The sequence below is a fragment of the Gorillibacterium timonense genome (assembly GCF_001457415.1).
GTDB lineage: Bacteria > Bacillota > Bacilli > Paenibacillales > NBRC-103111 > Gorillibacterium > Gorillibacterium timonense.
Genome location: NZ_LN881721.1, coordinates 300,690 through 323,039, shown reverse-complemented (window position 1 = coordinate 323,039; position 22,350 = coordinate 300,690). Strand labels below are relative to the sequence as shown.

The following is a 22,350-nucleotide window of genomic DNA, read 5'->3' as shown; positions in this document are numbered from 1 at the left end:
CTTTAGGGAGCAGTGGTGGGATTCGCAGCCCTCGGGACGCGGATCAGCACCTCTGTTCCCTTTCCTTTTTGGCTCTTGAATTGGAGCGTCCCCTTCATCGCCTCAATGATGCGAAACGTAACCATGAGACCTAGGCCGGTTCCTTTGGTCTTGTTGGAGAAATACGGTTCTCCGAGCCGGGCAATCTCGGAGCCCTCCATCCCTTCCCCGTTGTCCTTGATGCTTAAGACGACATCATCCCCGCTGGTATAAGCCGTGATGTCCACATGCCCTTCTTCACGAAACGCCTCGATGCTGTTCTTGACGATATTGACGATGGCCTGCTTGAATTTCGGCGGGTTTCCTTTTGTGAACAGGTCAGCAGGAATCGCGATATTCAACCGACCGCCTTGCAAGTGAGCCAAAGGCTGCAAGATGTTCTCTACCTGCTCGAATTCGTGAGCGAGATTCAACGTCACGACGTCCTCGATCCCCGGCTTCGCAAAGGTCAGAAAATCGGTTATGATTCCGGAAGCCCGGTCAAGCTCGTTGAGAGCCAGCTTCACATAGGTCGTATCGGTCGGACTGGAATACTTGCCGTCCAGCAATTGGAGGAATCCCCGGGTCACCTGCAGCGGATTCCGCACCTCATGAGCGACGGAAGCGGCCAACTCGCTGATGATATCCATCTTCTCGGAGCGCTGCAGCTCGTTATTGAACATCTCGAGCTGCTTGGAGTACTTCACCAGCTGTCGGTAGTTCAAGGCAACGGTTCTGCCCACAATGACCATCAAAGCGATGATGAAGGCAAACAGCCCCCACTTCCACAGATGAATCTCGTAATGGCCCTGATCGAAGTAATACCAAACCAGCTCCAACAGGCCCACCACGGCGAATATGGAAAAGCCCAGGGTGAAAATGATCGCTTCCTTATGCCCCCTTGTCGCGTAAATAATCGCGCTGCTCAGCAATAAGATGAATTGCACCATCATGATATATCCGAGCCATGTGCTCGTAAATAACGCGCTGACGAGCGCGAAGCGAAGTCCGACGAAGGCGGTTAGAAAGCTCAACAGGATGCAGAGAGCGGAATAGAAGGTTTGAAAGATTCGGAATCTCCGGATGAGATGAAATCTCCCCGGGCCAAATATCTTTTCGAAGAATACGGTAAGCATCAACAAACCAATAGCCATGGAAAGATCATAAATAAAGATTAGGAGACTTCCATTAGCTGAATTGAAGACGGACAGGAGCGATTCAGAAAGAATGATTCCTCCTGTACATACGATAATGATGCCGAGAGACAACCAAATAGTACGGTAGTAAGCTCCCTGAAGCATTCCGCAGATGAGAATCGCCAGGGCTGCAAAAAAGAGTCCTCCGCTCATGAGTTCATTCTCATGAAGGAGGGTGAAGCTCTTATCTGGAGTCTCGGTATATGGATACACGACAGCCTTATCAAAGAGTCCCAGCATTTTAAAAGCGGGGGTGGTTTCCATCCAGATCGAGAGAGTCTTGCCGGAGTCCTCCGGATAGAGGGGGAGCGAAATATTATTTTTGTCATAGAGATAATTCCGGTTTGATTCGAAAACAAGCTGCTGCTCCTTGTACACTTTCACATTCAGGGCAAAAAGCTTCTTTATTTTAAGGAGACTGACTTGTCCGTTTAACTCGGGCAGCTTTAGTTGAACCCATGCGGTAGTCTCAGAGGCCGGTCTATCGAGTTTAGCCTCTCCGGCTCGAATCGTCATCCATCCCGGATCACTAGCCGAAGGGATAAGTTGATCATTATCGCCAGCCGCGCCTCCCCATTTCATCCGCCATTCATCAATGCTTCCGAGCGGAGCGGTCGACGCAGCTAAGCTTTTTGAACTCCACCCAAATGTACCGATCAGGAAAACGAAGATGCACAAAACTCGCAAGGTTAACCAACGCTTTTTGCTCATGAGTTCACTCCGTCATATTGTTCCTAATTGTCCTATAATTTGCCACAACGCTAGTATAGCACACTCCTCACGTCCCAATTGGATAATTTTTTTAATTGCGCCAACCTTTATCTTATCCTTATTTCCAAATAGCAAGGGAAATTCGCTGCAGGCATTGCCGATTTACAAGCCTTCCCCGCAGCTTTTGCGGTATTCGCCCGGCGACTTTCCCTCTAGCTTCTTAAATACTTTACTGAAATATTTCTCGTCCGGATAACCGACCATTTCCGCGATTTGCGCGATCCGCAGATGCGGATTCTGGAGCAGCAGCTTCGCCTTGCCGATGCGGATTCGGCCCAGATAATCCGACAGATTCTCACCAAATTCCTGTTTAAATCTTCGCGAGATGTACTCCCGGCTCAGATAGAAATGATTCGCGATGTCCTGCAGGGTGAGTTCGCGGGAGTAATGGTCCTGGAGATAGCGGGCAATCTCGCGCATGCTTCCTTTCTCGCGGTGAGCCCGGTTGTGCTCCCGGACAAGCTGCTCCAGCGATTCGCGCAGCTCCTTCCCCCATTCCGGAAAGGACAGGCAACCGTCCGGATCAAGTGGTGCCGGACGGGTCGGAACCGCTAGGGCTTCGCCCTCCTCGTCCACCGAATCGTCCATTCTCCGCCCAAGCCTGCGGATGAGCGATCGCCATTCCTCGCGCCATTCCTCCACCTGCTTCCACGTGACGATGGCCAGCCCCCCGACGGCAGCCAGCCAGTCATCCACCGCGCTCGCGATCTCTTCCCTGCTGCCGCTCAAGAGCGCGAGGCGAAAGCTCTCTTCATAATCGGAGATGTGCAGCTCCTTCGCCGGTTGATGCCTCTCTTCTCCGATATGAATCCAATGATTCTTCTCTCTCATGTTTCTCTCTTCCAGCGCTCTCTTGGCCTGTTTCCAGGATTCCGCCGCCCCTGCCGGAAACGGTTGGGCGCTGCCGACGCCGATGTCCAGGCGGCTTCCCAAGGTTTGGAGAATCCCGCTATTGATCTCGTGCAGCAGACCGGGAAGCTCCTCCGTCCGCGACCAGACGATCAGCAGAATCTCGTGATCGCTATTCCAATATCGGCAGGCGATCCCCCGATTGCCCCGCCGAAGGAATTCGTTGCAGATGTTGGTGAGGCTAAAGAACAACAGCTCCCGGTTGTCGCGGAACCGCCTAAGGATCGCCCCTCCCGCCGATGCCAGGCTGAGCAGGGCGACCCGGCATTCCGCGGTCACTCCCTCGCCGAATTCCTCGGCGAGCATGCTGCGGATGCGGGAGGGAACCTCCGGCGGATCGGCAACGAGGCCAGACATGACCTTGTCCCAATAGACTGGCTTGATCTGATTGATCTCCATGCTTCGCTTCTGGTTGACTCGCCTTTCCAAATCGACCTTGTGCCAATTTTGAATCGCTTTGCGAAGCGCCTCCGTCAGCTGCACGGGGTCGATCGGCTTGAGGAGATAATCTTGGCCGCCGTATTTCATCGTGCTGCGGACCAACTCGAAATCGTTGTGGCCGCTGACGACGATTTTTTGCATGGAGGGGCATTGTTCCTGAGCGTGCTGAAGTAGCTTCACCCCATCTTGAATCGGCATTCTCATATCCGTGATGAGGATCTCCGGGTGGACTTGTTCGATAAGCTCGGAGGCGTGAAGCCCGTTGTCCGCTTCGTAGATCTCGGAAATCCCCAGCTCCTTCCAATCGGCGAGCAGCCGGATCGCCTCCCGCACATGTTGTTCATCATCGACAATAAGCACTTTCATCGAGCGTCACCCTCATTCAGTTGGAGTGGAATCGTGATGGTTACCGTGAAGCCATGTCCTTTCTCGGAAGTCAGATGGAGAGATGCCGCCTCGCCGTAATACAGGCGGATTCTCATGGCGACGTTGTTGAGTCCGATGTGCTCGGCCCCATCTCCGGGTAGCACCGCCCTCTTGCCATGCAAGCGGTCGATGAGCTCCTGAAGCGCCTCCCGTTCCATCCCCGCTCCATCGTCCTCCACTTGAATGATAAGCGCCTCTTCTTCCATGCGTGACGTGATCCTGAGCAGGCCGGCCCCTCCCTGCGGCTCGTAGCCGTGCTTGAAATAATTCTCCGCAAGCGGCTGCACGAGCATCTTCGGAACGGGCACGTAAAGCGACTCCGGATCGATCTCATAAACGATCTGAAGCCGTTCGGAGAACCGCTGCTGCTGCAGCTCCAGATAAGCTTTCACATGCTCCAGCTCCGCCATGAGCGGAACGAGAGTCTCTTCCGTGTTCATGCTGTACCTCATCATCCGGGCCATGGCCGAGATGAGCGAATAGACCTTGGGAGCATCCGATTGAAGGGCAAGGGTGCCGATGGACTGCAGGGCATTGTTGAGAAAATGGGGATTGATCTGCGCCTGCATCGCTTTCAGCTGATTCGTCTTGTTGGCCAGCTCCAGCTTATACTCGCGATTGATCAGATCGTTGATCGTCTCGGTCATCGCGTTGAAGCGCCGCGCCAAAATGCTGATCTCATCCTTGCCTTGAACGGGAACGCTGACATTGAAATGGCCGGTCTGAACCCGGCTGATGTGTCCAATGAGCCGCTTGATCGGCTTCGTAAAGGACACCGAGATGATCAGGGTAGCGATCACGACGATGATGAGGCTGGCGGCGATGATGAACGAATTGATCAGACGGATGGTCCTTGCATTCTCATGCAGATAGGAATAAGGCAGCCGTTTGATGATGATCCAATCCATGTAGTTGGTTTTTAGCGTATCGAAGAGAATGATCCCAGAAAAGCTGTCATCCGTCCACGTATAATATCCGCTGTCCTCCCCCGTCGCGATAGCTCTGTCCATCCAAGTGGCCTCAATCGACGCCGCGACTCCCTTCCGCTGCTCCTCTTTCTCGAGCGCGCTTAAGCCTGCAGGAACATTCTGAGAGCAGATGATCCCTCTGCTGCGATCGACCAGGTAAAGCTCCTCTTCGGGGGAGGGGGTAAGCTCTGTACACATCTTGTCCAGCTCGGTCATGCGGATATCCAGGCTCAAATAAGCGATCACTTCGTCACTGGGCGTGCGGATAATGGGGCGCCGCAAGGTGATGACCTTGGCCTCCGGAATTCGGCGGTTAAAGTCAAGCTCGTAATGGCGGTTTAGGTGGGCGGCCTCGAGAAACGGAGCCGGGTCCTGCTCTTTGCCCACCGGCCAAGATGTAGCGCTTTCAACTCCGCTTCGATAGAAGCCGCGAGAAAGCAGATAAGAAAGCCGGTCGGTGCCGGCAAACTGCAGATGGATCTGCAGGATCTCCTTCATGGATTGATACATGTTCAGCATATGGGAATAGATCGCCATTTGATTAGCCCGGTCGAAGGCTTCCGAATCGGGGGTGGCTTGACCTTTTTCGATGAGGGCGAAGAGAGAGCTTGGAGAGTTGATGGAATTGTATGCCATGAGCGTGATGCGGTTCACGGAGTTCATGTAGGAGAGAATGTTATTTTTGCCGAGGGATAGCAAGCTTTGGTTCTCGGTAATCGACTTCTCCGTCACTGCCCGCTTGATGTACGAGTTTGACAACGCCATGGATATGGCGATGGGAATGATCGTAGCGGCAAGCAGCAGCGACATGAGCTTGCGGCGGATACTGGTGTTGAACATGGCGTTGTCCCCTTTGGAATCCGGCATGTGACTGCGGTTTGACAGGTCAATATATTACACCAAACTCATCATATCCGTCAGTGTTCAAAAAAACAACGGCTGGCTATAGTTAAACTAGAATCCGATTGGAAAGGGGATTTCCGTATGAAGAAGCGCAACCGGACGAGCGAATGGGTACAGCAGGCCGTCTTTGTAGGGCCGGGTCTCGCCGCCTTCACCGTCATTGTCCTCGTGCCCTTCCTGCTCGGCTTTTATTATTCCTTTACGGAATGGAACGGGCTTGATCTCGACAAGGCCAAATGGATCGGCATGGATAACTTCATTCGCATCTTTACGAATGACGAGAAGTTTTGGGCTTCCTTCCGGTTTACGATCAAATTCACCGTCCTAACCGTAGCCGGGGCGAACCTCCTCGCCTTCCTGCTTGCCCTGATGCTGACAAGCGCCATGAAGGGGCGAAATGCTCTGCGTACGATCTTTTTCCTCCCGAATGTCATTGGGGGAATCCTGCTCGGCTACATCTGGCAGTTCATCTTCACCAAGGGCTTCAAAACGATCGGGGAGTTGACCGGCTGGTCCTTGTTTGAGCTGCCTTGGCTCGGAACGCCGACCACCGGCTTCTGGGGACTCGTCATCGTCTTCGTCTGGCAGACCGCGGGCTACATGATGGTCATCTACATCGCCGCAATCGTCGGCATTCCCAAAGATCTGATCGAAGCAGCCAAGATTGACGGAGCCAATCCTCAGCAAATCATCCGCCGTGTCATGCTGCCCCTCATTGTTCCGGCCATCACGGTTTGCCTGTTCCTAACGACGTCCAATGCGTTCAAGATGTTCGACCTCAACCTCTCGCTGACCAAAGGCGGACCCGGAACATCGACGCAATCGCTCGCTTACAACATCTACGCGGAGGCGCTCGTCAACAACCGTTACGGGCTCGGTACGGCCAAGGCGCTTCTGTTCTTCCTCGTCATCTCGATCATCGCCGTCACCCAGGTATGGCTGACCAAACGGAAGGAGGTGGAGGTCTGATGCTGACTCGTGCCCAGCGGATCCGCGCATACGCCGTTCAAGCGTTGGCCGTTCTGCTTGCCCTGCTCTTTCTGGCTCCCTTCTATTTCGTTCTCGTCAATTCCGTCAAGTCGCTTGGCGAGATCATGATCGATGCCGCCTCCCTGCCTGAGAAATACTTGTTCTCCAACTACTCGCGGGTATGGGACATCATCCGGTTTCCGAAGGTCCTCGGCAACTCGGTAGTCATCACGCTCCTCAGCGTCGGCGGAATCGTCATCCTGAGCTCCATGACGGCTTACCGTCTCGTTCGAAAGCCGACGCTGTTCAACCGCATTCTGTTCACGGCCTTCATCTCGTCGATGATCATCCCCTTCCAGTCGATCATGCTGCAGCTGGTGCGGGTCACAAGCCTTCTCGAGCTTCGCGGCAATATGTTTGGGATCATCGTCTGCTACCTCGGGTTCGGCATGTCGCTCTCCGTCTTCCTGTTCCACGGCTTCATTAAGACGGTCCCGCTTGAAATCGAGGAAGCGGCAGTCGTGGACGGATGCTCGCCCTACGGAGTGTTTTGGCGAATTGTCTTCCCGCTGCTTCGCCCCATCGTCATGACGGTCGTGATCCTGAACGGGCTGTGGATCTGGAACGACTACCTGCTGCCGGTGCTGATCATTGGCTCCAACAAAGACATCACGACAATTCCTCTTGCGGTCACCCGCTTTTTTGGGCAATATACCAAACAGTGGGATCTCGCGCTGGCCGGACTTGCCATGAGTGTTACGCCAATCATCGCCATATTCATGCTGCTGCAAAAGTATATCGTTGAGGGGATTGTTGCCGGTTCGTTGAAGGGGTAACCGGAGCGAACCGAGAGGTCAATATAATGCACCAAAGAAGTCAAGAACGTCGGTTTTCGAAGCTGCAACCGCTTTCTATAATGGAAATGTAGTGAAAAACAGACATTTTAGGGAGGTTCAGGTATGAAACGTTCTATGCGTTTAACCGTCCTGCTCATGATCTCGGCCCTCATCCTCACCGCCTTCGCAGGCTGCGGCAAAAAATCCTCGGAGGAGAATTCGGCTTCCCCATCATCCAGCTCGTCTTCCTCGGCCGAAGCCAGCAAAGCTCCCGCGAAAAAGGACGTCACGATTCGCGTGTTCCAGTTCAAAGTGGAGATCGCCGACGCCCTGACCAAGATGGCGGCCGATTACGAGAAGGAAACCGGCGTCAAGGTCGATGTGGAAACCCACGGCGGCGGAGAAGACTACAACGCCCTTCTCAAAGCCGAGATCGCATCCGGCTCGGAGCCCGAAATCTTCAACTCCGAAGGCTTTGATGCTCTGAAGGCTTACTATGACCGGGCCTCCGATTTGTCGGGCGAGCCCTGGGCCAAGGATGTCATCCCGGCCGCATCCGCTCCTGCCCAAGTGGACGGCAAGCTGCTCGGCATGCCGATGAACATCGAAGGCTACGGCATCATCTACAACAAGGACCTGTTCGCAAAAGCGGGCATTACGGAACTGCCCAAGACGCTGACCGAGTTGAAGGCTGCATGTGAAAAGCTAGTTGCGGCGGGAATCACCCCCTTCTCGACGACGAACGAATGGTGGTCCATCGGTCATCACACGATCAACGTAGGGATCGCGGAACAACCCGATCCGGTCAAATTTACGGACGATACGAAAGCAGGCACCGCTTCCTTCAAGGGCAATGAAGTGTTCGCCAACTGGATCAACTACGTGGATGTCGTGTTCGGCAACAGCCAGAAGGATAAGCTGACGACCGACTACGCTACCCAAGTCTCCTACTTCGCAACCGGCAAAGCCGCTATGATCCAACAAGGGAACTGGATTCAAGGCGATATCGACAAGATCGGCAAGATGAACCTCGGCGTCCTCCCGATCCCGATCGACGACAGCGGCAAGGCCCGCATTTACACCGGCCCGGCTAACTTCTGGATCGTCAACAGCAAATCGAAGAACGCGGAAGAAGCGAAGGCTTTCCTCAACTGGATGGTCACCTCCGAAACGGGCAAGAACTATCTGACGAAAGAGTTCAAATTCATTCCGGCCTTGACGTCAATCAAGGCTACCTCAGACGACATCGGCCAAATCGGCGCCGCCATCTCCGAACAAGCAGCAACGGCTGGCGGCTGGCATTGGGGCCGCTATCCGGACGGCGTCATCCAAGCTTGGGGTGCTGCCATGCAGGAATACGAAGGCCAACAAATCGACAAGGACACCTTGCTCGGGAAATTCGATAAAGGAATTCAAGACATCGTGAAGAAGTAACAAGCCAAGCAAGCTGGGCCAACAGGTGCAAATGTAATCAAAAGCTCTCTCCACGCGGCGCCGGGCGCTGTGGGAGAGAGCTTTTTGGTGGAAGGAACGTGTTCGATTTGAAAGGGAATCTCTGCAGATCATCGTCAAATTGTTATGCGATGGCCAACTCTGATTAAGGCAGCTTGAATTTGCCGAACCGGCCGTTCGATGAGCCGGCATAGAGATACCCGTCCGGTCCTGCGTTGAGAAGGCCGCTCAGGGTGAGCTTTTCTCGCAGATCGGGATAAGCCGCCTGCATGTCTCCCAGCCGATAGAGCGGCTTGCCGTTCCCTTTGTCGAGAACGAGGAAGTCCGGACCGTATGGCAGCACCAGCCGATCCCCTTGGACGACGATGCGGTTTAAGGCGTAATAAGAAGAATAAGAAGCATCCGAAGAATCGGGAACCCCGTTTGTCGGCGATTGCCAGAGGACGCTGCCCGTCTTCAGATCTACGGCAGTCGGAAGCCCGTCTAGTATAAGATAGAGGCGGTCTCCCTCGATGGTTCCGGCCGAGCCGCGTCCGGACAAGGTCCAGGCGGTCGTCCCGGTAAAGGGATCATACAGACGAGTTTGAACCGACTGTTGCCCGTCAAAGCGTTCCGACCCGAAGCTGGTTTGGATCAGCCAATGGGAATCGTCGATGACCGTGATCACTTCGTTTGGCTTTGTCACATAGCTAGCCTTCACGGCGCCGGTCAACGCATCCAGCAAAACCTTATCCGCACCCACGGTAATCCAGCCAAAGGAGGCAGCGGGACGAAACACGTCTGCCGGAGAATCTGCAAATTGATAAGGATCAGGATCAGACCCGCCTGCTTCCATGTCTTTGTGCCAGACGGATTTTCCGGTAAGCGGGTTTAGTGCGGTGAGACCGTCCGTCTTCTTCATAAGGATGGAAGGAACGGCCAGCGATCCCGGAACGATGTCGGTCTTCTCCATAACGGGCTGCTTCCAGCGAAACTTGCCGGTGGCGGCATCCAGAACCGACAGTTCCCCCGGTACGGAGCGGTCATCCGATTGAAACGGCTCCTGATACAGAACGACCGATCCCTTCGCTGCGCTCATTCTCAGGATCGGATCGCCCTCCTTCCTCACCATTTCCCAAATCGGCTTTCCATCGGCCAGACGGATCCGGCGAATGTGTTGCTCGTATTTTTTCTTTTGCTTGTTGTAGGCGGTCGAGACCATCACATGCTTGCCGTCGGGATCCATGATGTATTGAAGAGCATCAAAACCGGCATCGATCTGCCAGAGCTTCTTGCCGGTAGTCCGGTCAATCGCGTATAGGCTGCTGTTCTCATGAAACCCGCTGTAGCCGCCATCGTCTCCGTTGATTAGAAGAACCCCGTCTGTCGCACCGACAAGATAGGCATAATCCAAATTGCCTTGATGAACCCATGCCGCATCACTCTTGCGCGTCGACGCCAGCGGCAGCACGCGGTATTCATACGTATAGGTATACGGCTGTTGAACGCTGGATATCTCCTGCATGCCCGCTTCCGTGATGGGCAAGATCCAGTTCCAACGCGCAAGGCGGCCCTTCGGGTCGAAGGATACGGTGAATTGAGCCTGATCGCTCTCATAACGCCATGTGGTCCCCAGCAGCTGCGGCTCTTGGGTGCTCAACTCCAGGTTTGCAGACTTCTCCACGAATGCGGGAGCTCCGAGCCACCTCTCCACCTGCGCTTCCGTCGTCCCTTGATGCAGCACGGCTTCCGTCACAGCCCGCTCCCGGCTTGCCGCCATGGAAAAGGCGGGCGCGGAGACCGCCGCATTGTTACCTTGCTGGTTTGCCGCTTCCGGAGAAGCAGTCCCGGAGCCGCTCTCGCCCCAATCAGCAAGAAGCCCCTTCGGCAGCGGCGTTCGTCCGACAGTGGCGGAATCCGGAACCCACAAGAGCAGAGGACGGTTAAGGCTGTCGCCCGTGTACGGCACGGACGGCGGCAGGATCACTCCCCGCCAGCCCTTCCAGGTGAGCACGGAGTATAAGCCCTCTCCCTCCGCCGCCTCCCGGAGAGCGGAATCCATCTCAGCCAGCTTCCATGCCGATCCGCTCTCCGGATAGAGGTGCAGGATGGTCTCCGGCTTCAGCTGGATGCGGGCAAGCTCCGCATCTTCGACGATGCTGCCTGCGGCGGCTGTTCCGTACCAGAGCGGCGCCCAGACCGGTCCGGAGCCATTGTCCGCTTGAATCCACTCCCCTTGCTGCTCGATGATGCGATAGGGAATGCCCGCCTCGTCATAATGAGACGAGGACGCTGTCTCCAGCTTACCGGGGAGCAAGGGCTCCTGGAAATAGGGACTGAAATGGCGCGGGGTCCACTCGCCGCCCACCGGAAGGACGGTAGGGACGAGCAGAGGAGCGGAGGAGGAGGATGGTGAATTCTCGCCGCCGCTATAGGCTGCGGCAGACGACGCCGCGGGCGATGTCGAAGAGGATGCGGAGGAGGAAACTTGTCCAGAAGGACTGGAGGGTACAGCGACGCCTGTTCCAGCCCCTCCATTCCCTGTGCATCCGGTAAGGAATAGCAAGACCGTCATCAGTACGGCGCATGAGCGGGTTAACGGGCAGAAACGATATCTTTCAGTCATGAAAAAACCTCGCTTTCAATCCATGGCTTCTCCAAATAGACGCTCAGGATTGAAACGAGGTTGCATGGGCGGCTTCACGGGCAGTAGCGGGGACAAGGCCGCCCGCGCCTCCAATAGCGTTCACTGTGCGAGATCCTTGCCCGCCTGCTTCGCCTCCTGCTCCGGCACAACCGCGCTGAAACGCGCTTCCAGCTTGCGAACGAGGATGATGGAGACAGCGACGACGAGGGCCAGCACCAAGAGGCGAACCGGATCGCCGATGTCGCGGCCGATGTAAGAGACCATAAACACCATCAAGGCTTTGCCCAATGCCAGCGCTAGCGCGAAGGTTTTGAGCCGCATCCCGGATATGCCTGCAGCGATGTTGATCACGACAAACGGACCCACGGGAAACAAGCTGAGCAGGAACACGTAGCTGAACTCGTTGCGGCGAATCCAGCGCAGGCTCTTCTGCACCCTCGGCTTTTGCCTCCACCGCTCGATGAACCGATGCCGAGACAGCAGCTTGACGAGGAGAAACGTCACAAGGCAGCCGCTGACAAGCCCGAGCCAGGAATAAAGAACGCCGAGCCACAATCCATAGACGGCCGCATTCACCGTGACCAGCACGACCGTTGGCAGGGGCGGAATGAACGATTTGAGGAAAGGCAGCGCAATTCCGGGCAGCGGTCCGAACGAGCGAAACCGGTCCAGAAGCTCGAGCAAGCCTTCCTCGTTCAGGTCTGTCAAATAAGAAAGCTCGATCAAGGAAGCTCCAGCCTTTCTTCTTTAGGCTTGCGCTTCAGCCTCGCTGGAAGCGGAATCTGGTTGACCAGCACGATGCTCATCAGGATGACGAGCAGCCCGATGACCGTCGTGACATAGACCGACTCATTCAGAAACAGAACCCCCCAGAGGATGCCGAAGATCGGCACAAGAAACGTCACGGTGACGGTCTTGACGGCTCCGACTCGTTCCATCAGCCGGTAGAAGATGAGGTAAGCGAGTGCCGTGCACAGCAGGGAAAGCCCGAGCAGCGAGTAGATGACATTTGAGGGAGGTACGCTCCGCGGCCATTCGTAGAGAGCGAACGGCAGCAGCAGGATCGCAGCGGCCAACTGCTGGCCGATGGCGACCTCTAGCGGCGCTACGCCCCGAAAGGCCCGGCCTGCATAGGTGGTGCCAAAGCCATAGGCCAGTGCCGCAAGCAGCGAGAAGAGGATGGCCAGCACGGTCTCTCCGTTCAGCGGCAGCGGGCTCCAGCCAACCAGGATGGCGACGCCCGCAAGTCCGATGACCATTCCTACCGCTTTGCCTCGCCCGAGCCTCTCCCGTGTCCAGCCCCAGACGACGAGGGCGGTGAACAGCGGGGTCGTCGCGTTCAGAATAGCGGCGAGCGAAGCATTCAGATGAAGCTCCGCCGTGCAGATCAGTACGAATGGAATGGCGGCGTTGAGCCCACCGAGAATCAGATAGGCCTTCCACCGGTCGCGAAGGCGAGGAAGCTTGCCGCGCAGGGCCGCATACAGCAGGAGAGCCACTCCCGCCACTCCTACCCGAACCTCGGTGGTAAAGAACGGGCCGAGCACAGGGGATGCGATCCGCATGAAGAGAAAGGACGCTCCCCAGATCGAAGCAAGTAAAAACAATAGCGCCGTATCCTGCCGCTGCATGTAGCTCCTCCTAATCGGCCTTAAGCCGTCACGATCATTCTTCCACTTGGCCCCAGAATTCGCCGGCCCAGGTTACGATCTTGTACCATTTGGTCCCTACCCAGCGCTGGGTCACATTCAGATTCTGAATGCCGACGGATAACACCGGTTCCAGCGTATCATCCGGTTCCTTGTACAGCTTCATCTTGTTCTTCGGCTTGATGAGTCCCCACAGCTCCAAAATCGGGCGCTCGGGCTTGATCCAGCCGCTCTTGCCCTCGTATTCGATCTTGTACCAGCCTTCCTCCGGCTTGCTTTCCTTGGATGTGACGGTCGTCTTCGGCACGGTAATTCCAAGAGGGCTGGTCATATCGGCGGTCGCATACAGCTCAGCCGGTTCGGTCAACACAACCTTTTCCCCGAAGTCTTCCTTCTTCTCCGGCAGCCCTTTGACATACTCCTCCGACGCCTGGAAGCGAGCCAGCACATCGTCATATTTCGCCTGATACACCGACTTGTCAACGGGCTTGCTCTCCCCCGTCGCAAGATCCATCGAGGTCTCTTTTACCGGGTTGTACAGGGTACCTTCATCGATGAAGCTGCCTTCATCGGCAAAGGCCCCGCGGATCGGAATCGTATGCGCCTGGCCGCTCGTCAGGTCATAGCCAAAAAACTTGGCATTCGCCGGAGTATTGCCAGTCAGGCTGAGTAGAGTCGGAAGCATATCCATATGCCCTCCGTACGTCTCATCCACCTTCGCCTCGATGCCGGGTCCGTGGATGATGAGCGGAACGCGCAAGGCGTCCGCCAGCGTATACTCATGACCGACAATCTCTTTTAGCGCCGCCTTCTCGGCATCCTCGACCATTTTCATCTGAATGCCCGTATGATCGCCGTACAGCACGAGAATGGTGTTCTCCCAAAGGCCGTCCTTCTTCAAGCGCTCGATCAGGTGGCCGATCGCCGTGTCCGTGTACCGGGTGGCCTGCAGGTAGTCTCCCGCCATATTATCCTGGTACAGCTCGGACAGCTCGAGCTCGCGGAATTTCTCCGGCAGGCGGAACGGATGATGGCTCGACATGCTGACGAACTGAGCGTAGAAGGGTTTGCCCTCCTTGGCGTACTCGATGACCGCATCCATTCCCTTATCGTATAAAATGTCATCGGAGGAGCCGAAGGCGATGAAGTCGTCAGTGCCGAAGTAGTCTTTATCCAAAAAGCGCTCAAACCCAAGCGCCGAGTAGAACTCCTTGCGGTTGTAGAACATGGCGTTATTCGTATGCATGGTGATCGTCGAATAGCCCTTTTCCCGAAGAATCCGAGGCAGGGACGGGAATTCCTTCATCGGGTCGGTAAACGCGATCACATTCGGCGGCTTCACCGGATGCAGCGAGGTATTGAACATGAACTCAGCATCGACCGTGTTGCCCGCACCATTTTGCAGGTAAAAGTTCGGATAAGTCAGCGAGTCCTTCATCAGGCTGTTCAGGTTCGGGGTGATCTCTTGCCCCTCGATGGTCTTGCCCAAAACAAAGGACTGGAACGATTCCAGTTGGATGGCGATGATGTTTGGAGTCGCTTTGTTCTGCGTCTCCTTTATTTCCTCCGCATTTACCTGCGGACTCTTCGAATCTAGCGCACTCTGTCCGGGAGCCAGCGCAAAAGCGCCCCCAATCAGGGCGATCCCTAGTAGAATGATAGCGGTCAGCAACCCTTTTCTTCTCATGATGTCCTCCACGTTATCGATATCCGGCCCACAATTGCTTTAAATTGTATCATAGATAGGCGGAACGGGGCGATTATTTTAGTAGATTGGGGAGATGTGGTAACGCATCCAGAAGGCCGTTCTTATACGGATTTGCCATCTCGTCTATGCACGATCTGGTCGGTCAAGGCGCCCAGTTCATCATCGCCACGCACTCGCCGATTCTGCTCGGCTATCCGGGAGCGGACATTTACGTGCTGGACGCAGACGGGATCAAGCTGACGCCTTATGAAGAGACGGAGCATTATCAGCTCACCAAGGCATTTCTGAATAACCCCGCCGCTCTATTACGAGAGCTGTTGGCGGATTGAATGGGAATCGAGCGAAACGAAGAAGACTCCGGCCCCACGGTTAAGTGCGGCTGGAGTCTTCTATAGTAGACGATGAATATTTAATGGGAGCGCGATAGCTATCATCGAAATTCGATTGCTTCCGGTTGCTTCCTCTGCTCCAAACGGTATCAGTGCTTCACGGGTGTGGAGCCGTCGTAGGTCGCGATGATGCCGTACAAATCCGGACGGCGGTCGCGGAAGATGCCCCATTCGAGGCGGCCCACTTCCAGAGCATCCAGGTCGAATTCGGCGGTCAGCACGGCATCTTCGACCCGTCCCGCCTCGGCTACCTTGTTGCCCTGCGGCCCGGCGATGAAGGACGAACCGTAGAAGGTGATCGCGGAATCCTCATCCGATTCGGCTCCGATGCGGTTCGAGGCGATGACCGGAATCAGGTTGGCCGCGGCGTGGCCGAGCATGGCCGCCTGCCAGTGGTCCTTCGAATCGATCGAGCCGTCCTGCGGCTCGGAGCCAATCGCGGTCGGGTAGAACAACAGCTCCGCCCCCATCAGCGTCAGGCAGCGGGCGGTCTCCGGGTACCATTGGTCCCAGCAGACGCCGATACCGATCTTCGCGTAGCGTGTGTTCCACACCTTGAAGCCGGTGTCGCCGGGATTGAAGTAGAATTTCTCTTCGTAGCCGGGACCGTCGGGGATGTGGCTTTTGCGGTAGAGGCCGAGCACTTCTCCGTCCGCGTCGATGACCGCGAGGGAGTTGTAGCGGGCGTAGTTCTTCTTCTCATAGAAGCTGATCGGCAGCACCACCTGCAGCTCGCGAGCTACGGCGCGGAAATGGTTCACGGCCTTGTTCTCTTCAAGCTCGGTAGCGTAGCGGTAGTAGTCGGCCTTTTCCTTCTGGCAGAAGTACGGGGTCTCGAACAGCTCCTGCAGCAAAATGATCTGCGCTCCCTCGGCTGCCGCTTTGCGCACCAGGGAGTCGGCCCTCGCGATGTTCTCCTCGATGTTGCCGGAGCAGCTCATTTGGGTGGCCGCGACTTTCACGTTTCTCATGGGCTAAGGCCTCCTGTCTGGTAAAGGATGGGGCTATGTGAATGCCTGCTTATCTGCTTGTTTGCAAGTCTGCTTGTTTGCTTGTCTGCTCACGGACCAAACGGTTCCGATGGCATCCAGTTGCCAGTCAGCGGACGGCGGGCATCTGCTGCGTCGTGCAGTGGACGTTGCCGCCCTCGCGGATGACGGCCATGCCGTTCACCGTGCGGATGCGGCGGTCCGGAAACTCGGCTTGGAGCGCCTGTACGGCCAAGCGGTCGGTCTCTTCCGCCGCTCCGCCGAATACGGGCAGAACGATGCCCCCGTTCACGAAATAAAAGTTCAAGTAGCTCAGCGTCAGCCGATTGCCTTCATGCTCGGCATAAGGCGGCTGCTGCAGCTTGACGATCTCAAGGGAGCGTCCAGCGGCATCGACAGCCTGCTCCAGGATGCGCAGATTCTCCTGGGTGATCGCATAATTCTCATCCGCCGGATCGTCACACACCTGAAGGATAACCCGACCTGGCGCGGCGAAGCAGGCGGCGTTGTCCACGTGACCGTCCGTCTCATCGCCGGCAAGCCCCCGCTTCAGCCAGATCACCTTCGTGATGCCGAGGTGGAGACGGAGCTGCTCCTCGATCTGCTCCCGGGACAGCTCCGGGTTGCGATTCGGATTCAAGAGGCACTCCTCGGTGGTGAGGAGCGTTCCTTCGCCGTCCACATGGAAGGAGCCGCCCTCCATGACGAGAGGAGCGTCGAAGCGGCGCACACCGTAATGGTCAAGAATTTGCGGAGCGACTTGATCGTCTAAATCCCAAGGAGCGTATTTGCCGCCCCAGGCGTTGAAGCGCCAGTTGATCCCGGCGAGCGCGCCGTCTTGCGCGGCTACGAAGGTCGGTCCATTGTCGCGCAGCCACGCGTCATTGTGCTCGATCGCCAAGCAGGAGATGTTGTTCTCGGTGAACCGGGCTTTCACCCGGTCGAGGTCCTCCGGGTTCACGATCACGGTCACTGGCTCGAATTCAGCGATGGCCCTAATCAGCTCGGAATATCCTTCGCAGATCTCGGAATACGCATCCGGGTAACACATGGAGTCCTGGATCGGCCAGGAGATAAAGGTACGGGAATGGGGTGCCCATTCCGGCGGCATGGTATAGGTTAAGTCTTTCGGATACATGGCTTCCCTCGCATTGTAACAGAATCGTGTCGGACCGCATGCGGCTAAGGGAGCAACGGGTCTGCAGAAGACTCGCTTGTTCTCCATTCGCCGGACCAGCCCGAGCCTTTACCATCATACCCGAAATGCGCTTCGCTCACAATTGTTCACGATGCAGCGCCCTCCATCAGAACATCATCAACAGGAGGGAACGCAGCACAACAAATTCGACAACCACCGCCATCACGCAGCAGAAGAAAAAGAACGACAGCTTCGCCTCTCCAAACTGATCCTTCCAGTATCGGCCTCGGAAGAGAGACAGGAGATCCGGTGTGAATGAATACTTGACCGCCTCCCTAAATTCGTCGCGACTGCCGAAGAACACTCGAAACAAGTATCGGTAGACTGGAATATTCGCCACAAGCAGGACCAAACCGAGCATGACTTCCACGTTACCACTCCCTTAGAACGGATATGTTCATCTAACGGATGACGGTCCGTTTGGTTTCGGAAGTCAGAAGTCCTTTACCTCGCACAGCCAGATCATATGAGGGGATCCCGGTCCCCAGAAGCCCTCGACGATCTTATACGGTTCGCCAAACTTCCTCCGCCATCGCTTCTGTGCCGCCCAATACCCGCTGTCCAGGCAGAAGCGCTCGACTCCTCTTGCTTTGAGCAAGGCGATCAGCTCTCCGATAAGCGCGGAGCCGATGCCCTGATTCTGAGCGCTTGGCCGCACATAGAGACTGCCCAATTCCCCTACTTCATCCAGCTCGTGATTCGTACAGACCTGAGTTTCATGCCCGCAAGGTCCGAATGAAATCGTACCGACCACCTCTCCCCCGCGCTTGGCAACAAGAAACGTGACGCGGTCTTCATCCGGATCAAGCGATCGTCGGACAAGCTGCTTCTTGCCTTCAATTTCACCTGCGATGGATGACTGATCGTCGCCGATTCCTTGCTGCTCGAACGCGTCCGGAATGGCCTCTTCAAACACCTGAAAGGCCGATTGCTGATCCTCCGGGGTGAGGCGATGAATGGTGAACGGCTGACTCATAAACAGAAACCTCCTACGGGTTCGGGCCTCTGGCCGGCAAACAGACCGGGGCACGGATGGATATCTTTCTCATGAGATAAGACGCACGTGACATCCATATGTCGCGGAACTTTCAATATCCCAGTCCCCATCACTGAGGGAAAACATCCTATTGGGCCTTCTCGGCACAATCCGCTTTTTAAACGGTTGTGGCCGTCTTTTGCCGCCGGAGCTTGCCCGTTCTCAGCGACAAGAAGAAGCTGAGCAGCAGAATCACGCTTGCGAGCACATAAGGAGCGTTGACATTGGCGTCGAGTAGCACACCGGCTACGATGGGACCGATGATGTTCCCGAGGCTGGTGAAGGCGGAATTGAGACCCGCCACATACCCCTGCTGGTCCTTTGCCAGCATCGACATCTCGGTGCTGATCGTAGGGCGCAAAATATCGGTGGCGAGAAAGATAATGAACGTGAAGGCAAAGATGAGCCAAAACGTATGCGCAAAAAGAACGAGCAAGATAAAGATGGCTGCGAAGAGCAGACAGGTGGAAATGACCCGTTTTTCCCCAAAGCGCTTGAGTATCCAACTGAAGGCCGTCACCTGAATGACTGCCCCGGCGATAGAGCCGAAGGTGAGGATAAAGGCGATATCATCGGGGCCAAACCCGAATTTATGATCCACGAACAGCCCGAAGATCGTCTCGAAATTGGCCAGCCCGAACGACATGACGAAAACCAACACCAGGCTGATAAAATAAGGCTCCCGGTACGAATACCTCAATTGGGTGAACAGGTTGCCTTGCGGTTCTTTACGGGACGGAGCTTCCGAAGCCGATTCCGAGGCCGACTCCGAAGCGGACCGGACTTCTCTCAAGAACAACAGGGTGATGACGGCAGCCAAAATCCCCGCTACAGCCGCGCTGTAGAAAGGAACACGCAGCCCGAACTTCGCGATATATCCGCCGAGCCCGGGTCCGATAATAAAGCCGGTGGTAATGGAGGCGTTAATAAAGCCCATTCCCGCCGCGCGTTCGTCCTTCGTTGTCACATCGGCCGCGTAGGCCATAACAGCCGGCATGATCATGGCTCCGCTCACCCCGCCCAGCATACGGGCGACAAAAAGCAGGAGCGTATCCGTCGCGATTCCGAACAGCCACTCCGAGAGGGCAAACACGAGCATGCCGAGGACAATGATCCGTTTGCGGCCGAAGCGGTCCGCAAGCCGACCCGCGAGAGGCGAAAAAAGAAACTGCGTCAGCGAAAAAGCGGCGACCAAAAGACCGGCGATGCTCCCCGTTACGCCCAGCTCCGTCATGAACTTGGGCAGGATCGGGACGATCAGGCCGATTCCGGTGAAGACTAAAAATAGATTCATCATGAGGAGCAGCAAGGCTCCCCGATTTTTGAGTAAGACCGTCATTGCATTTCCTCCACTCTAAGATGCTTCGATCCGAATACTGAATATTTATTCTAGATTATTCGATAAAAAAAGAACTATCCACTTGCCTTGAAAAAACCGACTCTCGCATTCAACGCTAACGTTATGCTGAACCAACCGACGCATTCCGTTGGCGGGAATCCGAGACAACGACACGCTATCTCTTGGCAACGCCATGCAAAACCACATCGATCGCCAATCGGTAAGTCGCCAGCGCTTCCTCCTGGTTCATTCTTCGGGCATGTTGGCTAAGCCCATACAGCAAGCTGTCCAGAATCGTAGCCGTATCGGCAACGTTCGTCATCGCAAATTCCCCGCTATCGATCCCTCTCTGCAGCAGCTCCCGGTTAAAGCGCAGGTATTCGGAGACCATCCGATCCATACGTTCCTTGATGTCCGATGCTTTCTCTGATTCGGTGTAAAATTCGTCTGCGGCTTTTACGAGCGGGTGGTTCATCTGATCGAGCGCAAGCTGTTTCGCAAATTCGTACAGCTCTTCGGATATCGTCGAAAAGGTTCCTTTTCGAGCGCGCCAGCTCTCATCCCATTCCCGATCCATCTCCTCCAGCAGAGATAGAAACAGCCCTTCCTTGCTTTTGAAGTGATAGTAGATGTTCCCGGCACTGCAACCGGTCGTGCTCACGATGTCTTCAATGCATGTCGCCTTGTACCCCTTTTGGATGAAGAAGGGCCGGGAGGCATCCATGATCTTTTTTCTCGTGTGCTCGCTCTGCAGCTGCTTTTTGTTCATCTCTGCACCCCCTCGATACTGAACATATATTCAGGATTCTATCCCATATCGCCCTGAAAATGCAAGCTCTTTTTCCCCTGCCTCTCATGAAGAACTGCAAAAAAAGCCCGAGCTCAGCGCTCGGGCCTTCCTGTTAACGGGCATGATGCAGTAGTGCCGTTTACTGTCCGCTTTCCGGATTGATCGGGTTCGGAACGGCTACCGGACTTGGCGCACCCGCAGGGAGCCCGGCAGAGCTCGGAGCCGCTGCTTGAACGGCTGCAGCAACCGGTGCCTTCTTATGCATGAGCCCTTGAATGAGCCCATTCAGGTCGATTCCTGATACGTCCTTCAGCATCTCTGGAGCGGTCGCCATCAGCTCGGTGACGTAATTGCTGACGCGAGCCGCGCCTTCGCCCTTGCCGGTGTCGACCACGGTCAGCTTGTCGATGGACGAGATCGGCTGGGCGATCTTGCCGGCAAGCTCCGGCAGCATCTTCACGATGATGTCGAGCACCGCCGCTTCGCCGAACTTCTGGAACGCTTCCGCCAGCTTCTCCTTCGCTTCCGCTTCGGCAAGCCCGCGCAGGCGGATGACTTCGGCTTCCGCTGTACCCTTCGCGCGTTCGGCATCAGCGGTGGCGACACCCTCGAGCCGCTTCTGCTCGGCGTTCGCCTTCGCTTCCCGCTCGATGGCATAGGACAGAGCGTCGGCTTCGCGCATTTTGCGCGCCTTGTCCGCCTCGGCCGCCTGCTCAACCGCATAGCGATCGGCATCCGCCTTCTTCTTCACTTCCGCGTCGTATTGCTTTTCGCGGACTTGAATCTCCTTTTGCTGCAGGTCGATCTCCCGTTCCTTGCGGACGAGCTCTACCTTCATTTGTTCCTCGACGGCTATCTGCTTGGCTTTGGCCTCCTGAATGAAGTAGGCTTGGTCAGCTTCCGCCTTGGCCGTATCCTGTTCCTTCTTAAAGGCCGCGACCTTCAGCTCCCGCTCCTTCTCCGCCTCGGCGATGTTGGTGTCGCGCAGCAGCTCGGCCTTCTGGCCTTCTTCCGTCGCCTTCGCCTTCTGAATCCGCGCGTCACGCACCGCTTCCGCTTCGGCGATCTCCGCATCTCGCTTAACGGCAGCGATCCGCGGCTTCCCGAGCGCATCCAGATAGCCTTGCTTGTCGCGCACATCCTTGATCGTGAAGGAGACGATTTGCAGCCCCATCTTCTTCAGATCCTTCGCGGCAACTCCCTGTACCTCTTGGGCAAAACGATCCCGGTTGCGGTACACTTCTTCGACGGTCATCGTACCGAGAATCGCCCGCAGGTGCCCTTCCAGCACTTCCTGGGCTTCTCCCTTAAGCGCTTCAATCGGTTTGCCCATGAATTGCTCGGCAGCGGTGGCGACGTCTTCGACGGAACCCCCGATCTTGATGATCGCAACTCCGTCGGCGATTACCGGAACGCCCTGTTCCGTATAGACCTCCGGCGTTGATACGTCCAGCTTGTGAGAAAGGAGGGATAAGTACTCGGCCTGCTGGAAGATCGGCCAGATGAAGGCGCCGCCTCCGCGAACGATCTTGATCTTGCGGCCGGTATTCGAGGCTTCCGCCGTATCCGTGGTGACATTCTTGCTGCCGAGGAAAGACCCGGTCACGATCATCGCTTCATCCGGCCCGACCGTCTTGTAGCGCGCCATGAAAGCGATGCCAAGAAGGACGATAACCGCAACCACAATGATGGGAATTATCCAAACACTGTAATCCCCGTTCAAAAAATCATTCATTC

General features: G+C 55.9%; 18 protein-coding genes. 4 read left to right on the top strand and 14 right to left on the bottom strand.

Annotation, left to right across the window (positions count from 1 at the left end):
* Positions 1–2: 2 nt before the first annotated feature.
* The 3 genes from BN2684_RS03570 to BN2684_RS03560 all read right to left on the bottom strand — a co-directional run bounded on the left by BN2684_RS03570 (position 3) and on the right by BN2684_RS03560 (position 5,569).
* On the bottom strand, positions 3–1,925 hold the full coding sequence (locus BN2684_RS03570; protein ID WP_058300802.1) for a sensor histidine kinase: 1,923 nt from the start codon (positions 1,923–1,925) through the stop codon (positions 3–5).
* Between the two features lie 162 nt (positions 1,926–2,087).
* Positions 2,088–3,701, bottom strand: coding sequence for a response regulator (locus BN2684_RS03565; protein WP_058300801.1), 1,614 nt, complete (start codon positions 3,699–3,701; stop codon positions 2,088–2,090).
* The gene (locus BN2684_RS03560) at positions 3,698–5,569 is read right to left on the bottom strand and encodes a sensor histidine kinase (protein ID WP_058300800.1); all 1,872 of its coding nucleotides are present in this window, start codon (positions 5,567–5,569) and stop codon (positions 3,698–3,700) included. The genes BN2684_RS03565 and BN2684_RS03560 overlap by 4 nt, the downstream gene beginning before the upstream one ends.
* A gap of 144 nt (positions 5,570–5,713) precedes the next feature.
* Here BN2684_RS03560 and BN2684_RS03555 point away from each other — a divergent pair, with 144 nt between their 5' ends.
* From BN2684_RS03555 to BN2684_RS03545, 3 genes are all read left to right on the top strand, one after another.
* Positions 5,714–6,601 (top strand): carbohydrate ABC transporter permease, encoded by an 888-nt coding sequence (locus BN2684_RS03555; protein WP_058300799.1) that lies wholly within the window; start codon positions 5,714–5,716, stop codon positions 6,599–6,601.
* Positions 6,601–7,437: a carbohydrate ABC transporter permease gene (locus tag BN2684_RS03550; protein ID WP_058300798.1), complete on the top strand. Its 837-nt coding sequence runs from the start codon at positions 6,601–6,603 to the stop codon at positions 7,435–7,437. The genes BN2684_RS03555 and BN2684_RS03550 overlap by 1 nt, the downstream gene beginning before the upstream one ends.
* Positions 7,438–7,560: 123 nt before the next feature.
* Positions 7,561–8,871 carry an ABC transporter substrate-binding protein gene (locus BN2684_RS03545; protein WP_058300797.1) on the top strand — a complete coding sequence of 437 codons (1,311 nt, stop codon included), beginning with the start codon at positions 7,561–7,563 and terminating at the stop codon, positions 8,869–8,871.
* Positions 8,872–9,034: 163 nt separating this feature from the next.
* Here the strand turns inward: BN2684_RS03545 and BN2684_RS03540 are convergent, their stop codons facing one another.
* The 4 genes from BN2684_RS03540 to BN2684_RS03525 all read right to left on the bottom strand — a co-directional run bounded on the left by BN2684_RS03540 (position 9,035) and on the right by BN2684_RS03525 (position 14,851).
* A complete protein-coding gene (locus BN2684_RS03540; protein WP_082651732.1) occupies positions 9,035–11,494 on the bottom strand; it encodes an outer membrane protein assembly factor BamB family protein in 2,460 nt (819 codons plus the stop codon).
* A gap of 120 nt (positions 11,495–11,614) precedes the next feature.
* Positions 11,615–12,241, bottom strand: a complete 627-nt coding sequence (locus tag BN2684_RS03535; protein ID WP_316245498.1) for a TVP38/TMEM64 family protein — start codon at positions 12,239–12,241, stop codon at positions 11,615–11,617.
* Entirely contained in the window at positions 12,238–13,146 is a 909-nt protein-coding gene (locus BN2684_RS03530) for a DMT family transporter (RefSeq protein WP_058300795.1), read from the bottom strand. The genes BN2684_RS03535 and BN2684_RS03530 overlap by 4 nt, the downstream gene beginning before the upstream one ends.
* A gap of 34 nt (positions 13,147–13,180) precedes the next feature.
* Positions 13,181–14,851: an LTA synthase family protein gene (locus tag BN2684_RS03525; RefSeq protein ID WP_058300794.1), complete on the bottom strand. Its 1,671-nt coding sequence runs from the start codon at positions 14,849–14,851 to the stop codon at positions 13,181–13,183.
* Between the two features lie 146 nt (positions 14,852–14,997).
* On the opposite strand from BN2684_RS03525, the gene BN2684_RS03520 reads away from it, so the two are divergent.
* Entirely contained in the window at positions 14,998–15,201 is a 204-nt protein-coding gene (locus BN2684_RS03520) for a hypothetical protein (RefSeq protein ID WP_058300793.1), read from the top strand.
* 149 nt (positions 15,202–15,350) lie between these two features.
* On the opposite strand, the gene aguB is transcribed toward BN2684_RS03520, so the two are convergent.
* From aguB to BN2684_RS03485, 7 genes are all read right to left on the bottom strand, one after another.
* Positions 15,351–16,232, bottom strand: a complete 882-nt coding sequence (gene aguB, locus BN2684_RS03515; RefSeq protein ID WP_058300792.1) for an N-carbamoylputrescine amidase — start codon at positions 16,230–16,232, stop codon at positions 15,351–15,353.
* Between the two features lie 127 nt (positions 16,233–16,359).
* Positions 16,360–17,388, bottom strand: a complete 1,029-nt coding sequence (locus tag BN2684_RS03510) for an agmatine deiminase family protein (protein ID WP_058300791.1) — start codon at positions 17,386–17,388, stop codon at positions 16,360–16,362.
* 166 nt (positions 17,389–17,554) lie between these two features.
* Positions 17,555–17,809, bottom strand: coding sequence for a hypothetical protein (locus BN2684_RS03505; RefSeq protein WP_234340163.1), 255 nt, complete (start codon positions 17,807–17,809; stop codon positions 17,555–17,557).
* 72 nt (positions 17,810–17,881) lie between these two features.
* The gene (locus BN2684_RS03500) at positions 17,882–18,424 is read right to left on the bottom strand and encodes a GNAT family N-acetyltransferase (protein ID WP_058300789.1); all 543 of its coding nucleotides are present in this window, start codon (positions 18,422–18,424) and stop codon (positions 17,882–17,884) included.
* A gap of 178 nt (positions 18,425–18,602) precedes the next feature.
* Positions 18,603–19,823 carry an MFS transporter gene (locus tag BN2684_RS03495; RefSeq protein WP_058300788.1) on the bottom strand — a complete coding sequence of 407 codons (1,221 nt, stop codon included), beginning with the start codon at positions 19,821–19,823 and terminating at the stop codon, positions 18,603–18,605.
* A gap of 175 nt (positions 19,824–19,998) precedes the next feature.
* Entirely contained in the window at positions 19,999–20,592 is a 594-nt protein-coding gene (locus BN2684_RS03490; protein ID WP_058300787.1) for a TetR/AcrR family transcriptional regulator, read from the bottom strand.
* A 160-nt stretch (positions 20,593–20,752) separates the two neighbouring features.
* Positions 20,753–22,348, bottom strand: coding sequence for a flotillin family protein (locus BN2684_RS03485; protein ID WP_058300786.1), 1,596 nt, complete (start codon positions 22,346–22,348; stop codon positions 20,753–20,755).
* Positions 22,349–22,350: the final 2 nt, after the last annotated feature.

What these genes read in the sequence shown, in the direction of transcription:
- BN2684_RS03530 (WP_058300795.1), bottom strand. Translation starts at nt 13,146, where the DNA reads ATGCAGCGGCAGGATACGGCGCTATTGTTTTTACTTGCTTCGATCTGG.
- BN2684_RS03495 (WP_058300788.1), bottom strand. Translation starts at nt 19,823, where the DNA reads ATGACGGTCTTACTCAAAAATCGGGGAGCCTTGCTGCTCCTCATGATG.
- BN2684_RS03505 (WP_234340163.1), bottom strand. Translation starts at nt 17,809, where the DNA reads ATGCTCGGTTTGGTCCTGCTTGTGGCGAATATTCCAGTCTACCGATAC.
- BN2684_RS03550 (WP_058300798.1), top strand. Translation starts at nt 6,601, where the DNA reads ATGCTGACTCGTGCCCAGCGGATCCGCGCATACGCCGTTCAAGCGTTG.
- BN2684_RS03510 (WP_058300791.1), bottom strand. Translation starts at nt 17,388, where the DNA reads ATGTATCCGAAAGACTTAACCTATACCATGCCGCCGGAATGGGCACCC.
- BN2684_RS03555 (WP_058300799.1), top strand. Translation starts at nt 5,714, where the DNA reads ATGAAGAAGCGCAACCGGACGAGCGAATGGGTACAGCAGGCCGTCTTT.
- BN2684_RS03560 (WP_058300800.1), bottom strand. Translation starts at nt 5,569, where the DNA reads ATGTTCAACACCAGTATCCGCCGCAAGCTCATGTCGCTGCTGCTTGCC.
- aguB (WP_058300792.1), bottom strand. Translation starts at nt 16,232, where the DNA reads ATGAGAAACGTGAAAGTCGCGGCCACCCAAATGAGCTGCTCCGGCAAC.
- BN2684_RS03490 (WP_058300787.1), bottom strand. Translation starts at nt 20,592, where the DNA reads ATGAACAAAAAGCAGCTGCAGAGCGAGCACACGAGAAAAAAGATCATG.
- BN2684_RS03570 (WP_058300802.1), bottom strand. Translation starts at nt 1,925, where the DNA reads ATGAGCAAAAAGCGTTGGTTAACCTTGCGAGTTTTGTGCATCTTCGTT.
- BN2684_RS03520 (WP_058300793.1), top strand. Translation starts at nt 14,998, where the DNA reads ATGCACGATCTGGTCGGTCAAGGCGCCCAGTTCATCATCGCCACGCAC.
- BN2684_RS03500 (WP_058300789.1), bottom strand. Translation starts at nt 18,424, where the DNA reads ATGAGTCAGCCGTTCACCATTCATCGCCTCACCCCGGAGGATCAGCAA.
- BN2684_RS03540 (WP_082651732.1), bottom strand. Translation starts at nt 11,494, where the DNA reads ATGACTGAAAGATATCGTTTCTGCCCGTTAACCCGCTCATGCGCCGTA.
- BN2684_RS03545 (WP_058300797.1), top strand. Translation starts at nt 7,561, where the DNA reads ATGAAACGTTCTATGCGTTTAACCGTCCTGCTCATGATCTCGGCCCTC.
- BN2684_RS03485 (WP_058300786.1), bottom strand. Translation starts at nt 22,348, where the DNA reads ATGAATGATTTTTTGAACGGGGATTACAGTGTTTGGATAATTCCCATC.
- BN2684_RS03565 (WP_058300801.1), bottom strand. Translation starts at nt 3,701, where the DNA reads ATGAAAGTGCTTATTGTCGATGATGAACAACATGTGCGGGAGGCGATC.
- BN2684_RS03525 (WP_058300794.1), bottom strand. Translation starts at nt 14,851, where the DNA reads ATGAGAAGAAAAGGGTTGCTGACCGCTATCATTCTACTAGGGATCGCC.